The organism is Streptomyces canarius, from assembly GCF_014650735.1.
In the GTDB taxonomy this organism is placed as follows: domain Bacteria; phylum Actinomycetota; class Actinomycetes; order Streptomycetales; family Streptomycetaceae; genus Streptomyces; species Streptomyces olivaceoviridis.
On the sequence record NZ_BMVN01000114.1, the window covers coordinates 1 to 10,244 of the forward strand.

A 10,244-nucleotide genomic window follows, 5' to 3' on the forward strand; every position below is an offset into this window, starting at 1 on the left:
CAGACCGCGCGGCAGACCACCGGAGGCGCCCTGGTAGGCCGCGTCGAAGGCGAGGGCGACGAATCCGCGCTCGGCCATCAGCTGCGCGTACGTACCCGACGTCTGCTCCTTCACACCCGTCCCCGGGTGGCCGACCACCAGCGCCGGACGCGGACCCTCCGCCCGCCCTTCCGGCACATACATGTGCGCGGCGATCTCGATACCCGCACTCTGGAAAGACACACTCGACCTGGACATCAAAACACTTCTCCTGTTCGACGGTTTCCTTCGGGACCTACTATGTGTCGGTGATATCGGTGTGGAAATCAGTCACATGACGGTAAGTACCGCAGGCAGCACACGGCTTCCGAAATCCATTCACCCACCGGGTCGTGTTCAGCATCGCACCAGCTCAGCAGGGGTAACAGAGACAAAATCCTGCCTGGGAAGAAATCTGCCCCCTCACACATATGTCTTAATCCGCCGCCGCACGTGACACTGGAGGACATGAATCCGGTACCCCCTTCCCGCCTCGGCGTCTTCCTGCGGGGGAGTCGGGCGCAGGTGACTCCTGAGGAGTGCGGCCCGCCTGGAACGGAGTCTCCCCACAGGGGCATACCGGCCTGCGCCGCGAAGGGGCCGCCCGGCTCGCCTCCATCAGCGTCGACCACTACACCCGCCTCGAACGCCGCGTCCCCGCCTCCGCCGCTGTCCTGCTCATCCTCCTTTGCGCCCTGTGCCTCGACGACGACCGCAAGCAGTACCTCTACGACATCGCCGGCTGCACCGACGACCGCCACCGCCGCCTCTCACACCCGACGGTCGTGCGTCGCGAGCTGTACGACCGCGCCTACCGGGGAGTCCGTTCCCTCTGGTACCGGACCGCGCGGGACCGCGGACACGGACGGATCCGGGTGGCGGCCCCCATGACGTCCGGCTGGAGACCCGCGGCCTGGACCTTTTCCCCCGACATCGACGCCGCCTTCTGCACCACGTACGGAGCGCTCGCCGACGCCCTGGTCACCAGCCCGGAGGCGCGGGCCGCGGCGATCCGGACAGACCCCGTCGCGGAGCCGGGCGCGCGGCCCACATCGTCCCGCTGAGAAGCGGCGTTCCGGGCAGCCGTACCGGACGCCGATCGGCCGGGATCCGAAAAACCCGGACGGCCCCGGTCGCGGGACCGTCCACCTCAACGAGAGCACACATCATGACTGAACGAACCAAGATCACAGTAGGCGCGAGCCTGAAGGTCGGCCGGATCGGCTACGGCTCCATGCGGCTGACCGGGCCGGGCCTGTTCGGCGACTATCCCGACCGGGAGGCCGGCAGGAAGTTCCTGCGGGAAGCGGTCGAGGCGGGGGTCGATCTGATCGACACCGCGGACGTCTACGGACCGCACACCGCCGAGACACTCATCCGCGAGGCACTCCACCCCTATCCCGAGCACCTGGTCATCGCCACCAAGGGCGGTCTGGTCCGCAGCGGTCCCGAACTGTCGACGATCGGCTACATCGGCAACCCCCAGTACCTGCGGCAGTCCGCCGTCCTCAGCGCGCGGCGCCTGGGTGTGGAGCAGATCGACCTCTACTACCTGCACACCGGCCGGGCCACGGACGCGTCCTTCGCCGACCAGGTCGGCACCCTGGCCGAGCTGCGGAAGAAGGGGCTGATCAAGAACATCGGGCTGTCGAACGTCACGGTGGAGCAGCTGCGCGAGGCGCGGGAGATCACCGACATCGCCGCCGTGACCGCGCACTACAACGTCGCCGCGCGACACGAGCAGCCGCTCCTGGACGCCGCCGTCGGCGGCGGCGCCGTCTTCGTGCCCTGGCAGCCCGTCTCCCTCACCGCACCCGGTGACAGCACCGACACCAGCGGCCCCGAGGCGATCGCCGCCGTGCTGTCCCCCATCGCCGAGGCGCACGGGGCCACCATTCCCCAGGTCACCCTGGCCTGGTTGCTGACGCGCTCGCCGTCGGTGCTGCCGGTCCCGGCGACCACGACCATCGGGCACCTGCGGGAGAACCTGGACGCCCAGGACCTGGTCCTGACGCCGGAGGAGATCAGCACGATCGACGCCCTCGCCCAGTAGTGCCGCCGCGGCCCGCTCCCGCGCGTCCGCAGCCGGCGTGGCCGCGCCCGGACGGCGCCGCACGGCTGCCCGGTCGCTGTATGACACACCCCGCGGCGCGCCGGTGAGGGGGGCACGGTGTTCCGCCGTCGCTGGGCGGTGCGGCCGAGCGGATCCGCCACGGCGTGGCCCAGCGGGTCCGCCAGGGCGGGGACCGTGCGCAGGAAGCGGTCCGGGACGGTCGAGGAACTCGCCCGGACCGCCGGCCACGGTCCATAGCCCAGGTCGAGTGCCAGGCAGGAGTTGTACTTCCAGGAGCCTTCGGGGTCGTAGGGTCCCTTCACCGCACTGGTCGGCAGGGCTGCGACCTCTTGGGTCACGTCCTCGAAGCGAATGCGCTCCGGGAGCTGCCCGAACCATGCCCTGCGCAGTGACGCCGCGGCTTTTCGTCCTCGCCGGCGGGCAAGCTCATACAGCGCCTCCAGCCCTTCCTCACCCGCCCTGGCAGCGCCGCGCGCGAACGCCACCAGGCGCTGCGACACCGACCTCTCCAGCACCCACACCAGGGCCTGGCGGATGGCGTCCATCGGGGGCTCCGGGACCGGAACCGCCCCCGGCATCATCGGTATGCCGGCCTCGGCGCACCACTCCAGCACGGCCGGCCGCCGGTCCCGCCCCTGACGAAGATGCCGCGCCAGCACAGCCGCGCTCTCCACCACCACCGGATCGACCGCGTCCACCACCGAGCGCTGGCCACGCCCGAGTCCCCGGCGCCGGTGCCGCGGCAGCAACCCCGCCCTCCGCGATCGGGCCCAGAGTGTCCGGACAGCCGGACGGCCTTTGCGTGGTCGAGCGGGACCAGCGGGGCGTACACCTCTGCCGGAAACCACGGTTGCCGAACCACGCACGGCGACACCGGGAGAGCTGACACGATCAGCCGTGTCCCGGGACCTTTGGACCCGGCCGGCGCGTGGGATCAGCTCGACCCGCGCGTACAGGCTGTCCCCGACGGCGGCGAACGCCTCGTCGGCGAGGTCGGGCATCGTCAGCACGGTGGGCCCGGTGTCGATGCGGTACCCGCCCAGGTCCAGGCGTCCGGCCCGGCCGCCGGGCAGTTCCTCGCGCTCGACGACGGTGACCCGGCGGCCGACGCCCAGCAGGTGCAAGGCCGCCGACAGCCCGGCGAGTCCCGCGCCGACGACCACGACGTGGTCCGTGGGCCCGGGCAGGGCGCGGGTCACCGGCCGCTCTCCGCGCCGCCCCGGGGAAGGGGCGCGTACCGGCCCTGCGAGGCGGCGTCCCGGCCGGGCCCCACCCCGGCCGCCGCGAGCAGCAGGGCGCGCAACGGCGCCGCTCCTTCCGGGTCGAGCAGGGTGCGGTCGAAGTGCCGCAGCCCCTGCGCGGCGAGCCGGTCCAGCTTGGTCTCCACGGTGGCACGCGCGCCCGTCGCTACGAGCACGTCCCGCACCTCGTCCAGGCCCCGCTCGGTGAGGGCCGTGTCACCGAGCCACCGGTCCAGCACGGCGAGCGCGGTGCCGTCGCCGGCGGCCTCGGCCCGGGCGCGGGCGACCGCGACCAGATAGGTGGACTTGCCCTCCCGGATGTCGCCGCCGCACGCCTTGCCCGTCACCAGCGGATCCCCGAAGACGTCGTCCAGGTCGTCGCGGAGCTGGAACGCCATCCCGGCACAGCGTCCGGCGTCGCACAGCCGGCGCAGCGTCACATCGTCCGCGCCCGCCACGGCCGCTCCCAGGGCGAGGGGCCGCTCGACCGAGTACAGGGCGCTCTTCAGGCAGCCGGCGCGCAGCACGCGGGCCAGCTGCCGTGCCGCGGTGACCTGACCGTGCAGGTCCAGGTACTGGCCCGCCACCATCTCCGTGCGCATGTCGCTCCACAGCCGGCGCACCACCACGCCCTTCCACACCGCCAGCGGCGTCTCCGCCACCAGATCGTCGGCCCAGGCCAGCGCCAGGTCCCCGGCGAGAACCGCCGCCGACTGCCCGAACCGCCGGGCCCGCTCGGGCCCCACCCGGTCCTCGTGGCCCGAAGCCAGCTCCGTGTGCAGCGTGGGCCGGCCCCGTCGCAGCGTGGCCCGGTCCATCACGTCGTCGTGGACGAGCGCGCACGTCTGGAGCAGTTCCAGGGCGCCACCGATCCGCAGGGCCCCGGCCGCGACGGCCGCGTCCCGGCCGGCGCAGGCCCGCGAGGCCCACCACGCCAGTTGCGCGCGGGTGCGCTTTCCACCCTCCAGGGTGAACCGCGTCATCCGTTCGGCCACGTCCCGGGCGAACAGCGGATCCGCCGCCCGCGCGCGGCGCAGGCGCTCCGCCAGCGCCTCGTCGAGCACCCGGCCGACGGCGCCCGGTACGTCGGCGTCGATCAGGCGTACTTCGGCGGGACCGGCCGGAAACGGCCCGCCCGCCGTGGAGCACGCCTCGGCCCCGCCCCGCCCCGCGCCGTCACCGGCCCCGCGCGGGAGCGGGGCCACCGGCGCCGCGGCCGGCCGCAGCGGCGAGGCCGCAGGGTGGTCCTTCGCGTGGGTGGGACGCATCCCGGTTCCCTCCGTCGTGTCCGTGTCCGTCGTTTGTCGTACGGACTGCTTCGGTCCCGGCGGCGCGAACGGATGCGTGAACCCTCAGTGATCGCGCGGCGCCCTCGGCGTCCGCCCCCTCCACCGTGCGGTGTCCGGCGCTCGCCCGCAGGCCGCCGGGGTGCCCTGCATCCGTCCGGGTACGCCATCCGGAAGACCACGCCGGGACACCCCACGAGAACGGGCACGCTGTCCACGGCGGCCCGTCACCGTCCCGGGGCACCGCCGCCGCGACCGGTGTCCTGACCGGACCGGAGAACACCGACGAAGGGAGACGCCGTGCCGGAAGCGAACGCGGTCGTCGTGGGCGCGGGCGCGGCCGGGCTGTCGCTGGCCCACCGGCTCGCCGAGAGCGTTCCCGGCCTGCGGACGCCGTCCGTGGTCCTGGTGGACGCGCCGCCGGGCCCGCTGCGACCACCACCGCGGACCTGGTGCTACTGGACGGCGGAACCCGGACGGTTCGACGCGGCGGTGCGGGCCGAATGGCAGCGGCTGAGGGTGCGCCCGCGCACCGGCGCTCCGGTCGAAGGGAACATCGCCCCGCTGCGGTACCGCATGATCCGCTCCGACGACTTCGAACGCGTCGTCTCCCGCGACCTGGCCCGCAGCCCCACCGTACGGCGCCTCGAAGGGACCGTCGAGACGGTCGAGGACGTACCCGGCGGGGCGCACGTCCGCCTGAGGGACGCGCACGGCCGAACGCGGGTGCCGAGCGTCCGCTGGGTGTTCGACTCGCGCCCTCCCGGCAGCCTCCCGGCCGCCCGCACCACCCTGCTCCAGCACTTCCACGGCTGGTTCGTACGCACCGCCCGGCCCGTCTTCGACCCGGCCGCCGTCGAGCTGATGGACTTCCGCACGCCCCAGCCCGCCCACGGCCTGTCCTTCGGCTACGTCCTGCCCACCAGCCCCTGCGAGGCCCTCGTCGAATACACCGAGTTCTCCGCGCACCCCCTCACCCCGGACGGCTGCGAAGCGGCCGTCCGCCACTACGCCGACGACATCCTGCGGCTCGGCGAACGCCAGGTGCCGGCCGGCGAGACCGGCGTCATCGCGATGACCGACGCGCCGGTCCCGCGGCAGACCGGCGCCTCCGCCTTCCGCATCGGCGCCGCCGGGGGAGCGACCCGCCCCGCCACCGGCTACACCTTCGCCGGGCTGCAACGCCAGACCAGGGCCGTCGCAGACGCCCTGCGCCGCGCGGACACCGCCCGGTGCCCCCCGCCGCCCACTCGAGGCGCTCGCGCCTCATGGACGCCGTCCTGCTCCGCGCCCTGGACAGCGGCCGGGTCGACGGCCCGGAACTGTTCAGCCGCCTCTTCGCCCGCGTGCCCATGGCACGGCTGCTGCGGTTCCTCGACGGAGACACCCGCCCGCACGAGGACCTGTCCATCGGCCTGCGCACGCCTGCCGGGCCGATGCTGCGATCCGCCCTGGACCTGCCCCGCCTGCCCCGCCACCCCTTCGACCTGCCCACGCCTCCCGCCACCGGGCACCCGACGGAGACCGCATGAACCCGCCGCGTGACGAGCACCTCGCCGCCGCTCCCGACCGCGCCTCCCGCATCCACGACGGCACGCACCAGACCCGCGCCCAGCCCCGGCCGGGCCGGCGGACGGGCACCGCCCACACCGCGGTCACCCACCGGCCGCATGCCCCGAGGGAGAACGCATGAGGGCGGCACGCCAGGGCGCCGCGCGCCGGGGGCGCGACCGCCGGGCCCGGATCCTGCCCGCCCCGCCCGGCGCCGCCCGGGTGTCGGGAAACCCGCCGTCGGTGGCGGTGATCGGCGCGGGCATCGCCGGCCTGGCCGCCGCCACCGCCCTTGCCGAGCGCGGTGTGGCCGTCACCCTGTACGAGAAGCGGCCCTACCTCGGCGGGCGGGTTGGCGGCTGGCCCACCGAACTGAGCGACGGCACCCCGGTGACCATGAGCCGCGGCTTCCACGCCTTCTTCCGCCAGTACTACAACCTGCGCGGACTGCTGCGCCGGACCGACCCCGGCCTGGAACGGCTCACCGGCCTCCCGGACTACCCGCTGCGCCACGCCGGCGGCCTCACCGACAGCTTCCGGCACGTCCCGCGCACCCCGCCGCTCAGCGCGCTCGGCTTCGTGGCGCTCAGCCCCTCCTTCCGGCTCCCGGACCTGCGCACCATGAACCCCGTGGCGGCCCTGCCCCTGCTGGACGTGCGGGTGCCCGAGGTGTACGACCGGCTGGACGGCACCAGCGCCCAGGCCCTCCTGGACGCCGTACGCTTCCCCGAGAGCGCCCGCCACCTGGCCTTCGAGGTGTTCTCCCGCAGCTTCTTCGCCGACCCGAGGGAACTGTCGGCGGCCGAGATGGCGCTGATGTTCCACATCTACTTCCTCGGCTCCGCCGAAGGGCTGCTGTTCGACGTGCCCCGCGCCCCCTTCCCGGCCGCCCTGTGGGATCCGCTCGCCGGCTACCTGACCAGACACCACGCGGAAGTGCGCACCGGCACGTCCGTCGAGCACGTCGCACCCACCCGGGACGGCGGTCTGGTGGTCGCCTGCGACCGGGACGAACGTCCCTACGACGGGGTCGTCCTCGCCCTGGACAGCGCGGGCCTGCGCACGCTGGTCGAACGCTGCGGACAACTGGGCGACGCGTCCTGGCGCGAACGGATCGGACGGCTGCGCACGGCCCCGCCGTTCCTGGTGACCCGGCTGTGGCTGGACCGGCCCGTCGCGCCCGACCGGCCCGGCTTCCTCGGCACCAGTGGCTTCGGCGGCCTCGACAACATCAGCGTGCTGGAACGCTACGAGGACCAAGCCGCCCGCTGGAGCGCGCGCACCGGGGGATCGGTCGTCGAACTGCACGCCTACGCCGTACCGGCCGGAGCCGCCCGGGATGTCGAGCACAAGCGCCTCCTCGGCCAACTCCACCGCGTCTACCCGGAGACCCGCACGGCCACGGTCCTCGACAGCCGCCACGAGTGGCACGAGGACTGCCCCCTTTTCCCGGTGGGCGGCTACCGCGACCGCCCCACCGTCCACACCCCCCACCCCCAGCTGGTCCTGGCCGGCGACCAGGTCCGCACCGGCCTGCCCGTGGCGCTCATGGAACGGGCGGCGACGAGCGGTTTCCTCGCGGCCAACGCCCTGCTGCGGCGGTGGGGGGTGCGGGGGCAGACGCTGTGGACGGTCCCGGACCGCGGGCGCAGCACCATCCTGAGAATGCTGGCCGCACGGTGCTGAGCACGGACGGTCCGAGATGGCATGCCGTTGCGGGGCACGGCCGAAGCGATCGCGAACGCGATGACCGAGCCGAGCCCGGCTACGACCGTTGCGTCGTGCCCGCCGGCGATGCGGGCTGCGACGTGGCGACGTGGCCGAGGCGCCGGCCGCTGCTCCCCCCGCCCGCGTCGTCGCCCGGCACCTGACCGACGTGTCGCAGTACCGTTCACCGGTGGCCGACGCGGAGGGGGCGTACATCCGGCGCGGTCGTCACCGGCAGGCCACCGGAGCGCCCTGGACCACCGGCTGCGCCTGAGCGGTGACTCCTCAGCGGCTCTCGCCGTCGTCCGTTCCCGCGGGCTTCGCCAACGACCCGGGTCGGTCCGCCGGTGTGGTGCCGGCGTAGCCGCCGCTTACGCCGACTCGGGTCATGATGTCGGCATGCCGGTGTCGGTGCCGGTGCCGTGAGCGGCTTGCAACGCGGTGACCAGCCGGCCGAGGGCGGGCAGCGCTTGGTCCAGGGCCGCCCGGTCGGAGTCGGGCAATTCCTCGACGACCTGGGTGAGTGCTGCGGTACTGGCCCGGTCGTAGCGCTCCAGCAGGTTCAGGGCCTCGTGCGACGCGGTGAGTACCACGGTCCGCTGGTCGTGTTCGGGGCGGACTCGATCCACCAGCCGTGTGCCGGACATCGTTCGGACGAGGTTGCTCACGGTGGAGGGGGCCACTCGCAACCGTGCTGCCACCGCGCCGGGGCTGAGGCCTTCGGGTGACGAGGACAGCGCCCGCAGCAGCTCGATCTGTGCCTCCGGCAGGTCCGGCAGCCCCTCGGCGTTTCGGGTGGCGCGCAGCACGGCGCGTCGCAGCGGACCCAGCAGCCCGCCCAGTGCGACAGCCACCCGGGCTGCTCCCTGCGCCCTGGGCGCACCTTCGCCGTGCTTCCCGGCCACTACTCCGTCTGTGTCGCGCATGCCGTCATTGTGACCTGCGACCGTAGAGTTTTGCATCGCATATATTTTTGTAGCAAAATAATTCCAGGTACTACAGGGAGCAACGCACATGACTGCCGACCACGACACTCCGACCACCGTCGAGAACCCCGTCCCGCCGCAGGACCTGTCCGGCATCGTCGGGCACCGGTTCGTCTACACGTACGCCAACGGCTGGCAGTACGAGATGTACGTGAAGAACGCGACGTCCATCGACTACCGCATCCACTCGGGCATGGTCGGCGGCCGCTGGGTGAAGGACCAGGAGGTCGATCTGGTGCAGCTCGCCGACGACGTGTACAAGGTGTCCTGGAACGAGCCGACCGGAACCTCGGTCGTCGTCAACGTGCTGCCCCGTCGGCGGGTCCTGCACGGCACCATCTTCTTCCCCCAGTGGATCGAACAGGACGGCAGCAAGACGGTGCTCTTCCAGAACGAGCACCTGGACGACATGCGCGCCTACCGGGACGCTGGACCCACTTACCCGATCTACGTCGTCCCCGAATTCGCCCGCATCACCCTCTTCGAGCACGTGGGCGAGAACGACGAGGGTGTCGTCGCGGTGGGTCCCGAGGACCTGCCCGAGGGTTTCGCCGACCGCACCAACTGACCGGTACCCGTCCGCAGGGAGCGTGGCTCGTCACCCTGGCCGCTCAGCGGGCGAAAAGCGCCGGAGCCAGGGGCTGCCGCTCCTCGGAAGGGAGCCGGTCACCCGACACCCTCGCCGACGGCGGAGCGCGAGTCCGCCCCATGCCGGGACGGCCGACCGGCCGTGGACCGGGGAGCGCGTCGAGCAGTGGCAGCAGCAGGCTGTGCGGGACAGGATCGGTGTGAGACCGGCGTGGAAGGAGTGATGTCCGTGTCGGACCCACGGCGCGAGCCCTCCGCCCACGACCCGGCCGTCGAGGAGAGCCTGCTGGAACAGCTGATCACGCAGGCGCAAACGGCCCTGCCGGTCGAACTGCCCGCCCTGGCCGATCGATGCGCCTCGGCCCTCGGCCTGGGTACGGCGCTGATCTACCTCGTCGATCTGCAACAACGGCTGCTCCTCCCACTCGACGAAGCCCTGGAGCCGCTCGTCGTGGACCGCTCGTCGGCCGGCTGGGCCTACCGCACGGTCTCCCCGCGGGTGGACGACGCCGATGACGGCCTGATCGTCTGGGTGCCGCTGGTCGACGGTGCGGAGCGACTGGGCGTGCTCGCGGTGCGTGCCACCTCGCTGGACGGGCCGCTGATGCGCCGCATCCGGATGCTGGCCCATCTGTTCGCCATGTTGATCACCTCCAAGCGTGCTTACAGCGACTGGCTCGCGGCCCGCACACGTACCGCGCCCATGCGGTTGCCTGCCGAGATGCTGCGCGCCTTCCTGCCGCCGCGCACCATCGGCAGCAGCAGGTGCGTCTCGACCGCGGTCCTGGAACCG

Annotated in this window: 9 protein-coding genes and 3 pseudogenes; 8 read left to right on the forward strand and 4 right to left on the reverse strand. The window is 73.0% G+C overall.

What is annotated here, in order from left to right; translation table 11 throughout:
• The coding region (locus tag IE294_RS45525) for an alpha/beta hydrolase (protein ID WP_189895205.1) at positions 1-237 on the reverse strand (237 nt) is incomplete at its 3' end.
• 320 nt (positions 238-557) lie between these two features.
• Here IE294_RS45525 and IE294_RS45530 point away from each other — a divergent pair.
• Both IE294_RS45530 and IE294_RS45535 read left to right on the forward strand, forming a co-directional pair.
• On the forward strand, positions 558-1,082 hold the full coding sequence (locus IE294_RS45530) for a hypothetical protein (RefSeq protein WP_189895206.1): 525 nt from the start codon (positions 558-560) through the stop codon (positions 1,080-1,082).
• A 104-nt stretch (positions 1,083-1,186) separates the two neighbouring features.
• A complete protein-coding gene (locus IE294_RS45535) occupies positions 1,187-2,071 on the forward strand; it encodes an aldo/keto reductase (protein ID WP_189895207.1) in 885 nt (294 codons plus the stop codon).
• Between the two features lie 950 nt (positions 2,072-3,021).
• Here IE294_RS45535 and IE294_RS45540 read toward each other — a convergent pair.
• Together IE294_RS45540 and IE294_RS45545 are read right to left on the reverse strand one after the other, a co-directional pair.
• Positions 3,022-3,291, reverse strand: a pseudogene (locus IE294_RS45540) (FAD-dependent oxidoreductase); the annotation flags it as partial.
• Positions 3,288-4,601, reverse strand: a complete 1,314-nt coding sequence (locus tag IE294_RS45545) for a polyprenyl synthetase family protein (RefSeq protein WP_189895208.1) — start codon at positions 4,599-4,601, stop codon at positions 3,288-3,290. The pseudogene IE294_RS45540 and the gene IE294_RS45545, both read right to left, overlap by 4 nt.
• A 318-nt stretch (positions 4,602-4,919) precedes the next feature.
• Here IE294_RS45545 and IE294_RS45550 point away from each other — a divergent pair.
• The 4 genes and pseudogenes from IE294_RS45550 to IE294_RS45565 all read left to right on the forward strand — a co-directional run bounded on the left by IE294_RS45550 (position 4,920) and on the right by IE294_RS45565 (position 8,151).
• Positions 4,920-6,151 (forward strand): annotated as a pseudogene (locus IE294_RS45550) (lycopene cyclase family protein).
• A complete protein-coding gene (locus IE294_RS45555; protein ID WP_189895209.1) occupies positions 6,148-6,312 on the forward strand; it encodes a hypothetical protein in 165 nt (54 codons plus the stop codon). Before IE294_RS45550 ends, IE294_RS45555 begins: the two are co-directional and overlap by 4 nt.
• Positions 6,309-7,856, forward strand: a complete 1,548-nt coding sequence (locus IE294_RS45560; RefSeq protein WP_189895210.1) for an FAD-dependent oxidoreductase — start codon at positions 6,309-6,311, stop codon at positions 7,854-7,856. Before IE294_RS45555 ends, IE294_RS45560 begins: the two co-directional genes overlap by 4 nt.
• 130 nt (positions 7,857-7,986) lie before the next feature.
• Positions 7,987-8,151 carry a hypothetical protein gene (locus tag IE294_RS45565; protein WP_189895211.1) on the forward strand — a complete coding sequence of 55 codons (165 nt, stop codon included), beginning with the start codon at positions 7,987-7,989 and terminating at the stop codon, positions 8,149-8,151.
• Positions 8,152-8,263: 112 nt separating this feature from the next.
• Here IE294_RS45565 and IE294_RS45570 read toward each other — a convergent pair whose 3' ends face one another.
• Positions 8,264-8,803, reverse strand: coding sequence for a MarR family winged helix-turn-helix transcriptional regulator (locus tag IE294_RS45570; protein WP_229918172.1), 540 nt, complete (start codon positions 8,801-8,803; stop codon positions 8,264-8,266).
• Between the two features lie 88 nt (positions 8,804-8,891).
• On the opposite strand from IE294_RS45570, the gene IE294_RS45575 reads away from it, so the two are divergent.
• Both IE294_RS45575 and IE294_RS45580 read left to right on the forward strand, forming a co-directional pair.
• Positions 8,892-9,431 carry a phenolic acid decarboxylase gene (locus tag IE294_RS45575; RefSeq protein ID WP_268252877.1) on the forward strand — a complete coding sequence of 180 codons (540 nt, stop codon included), beginning with the start codon at positions 8,892-8,894 and terminating at the stop codon, positions 9,429-9,431.
• A gap of 243 nt (positions 9,432-9,674) precedes the next feature.
• Positions 9,675-10,244, forward strand: a pseudogene (locus IE294_RS45580) (serine/threonine protein phosphatase); the annotation flags it as partial.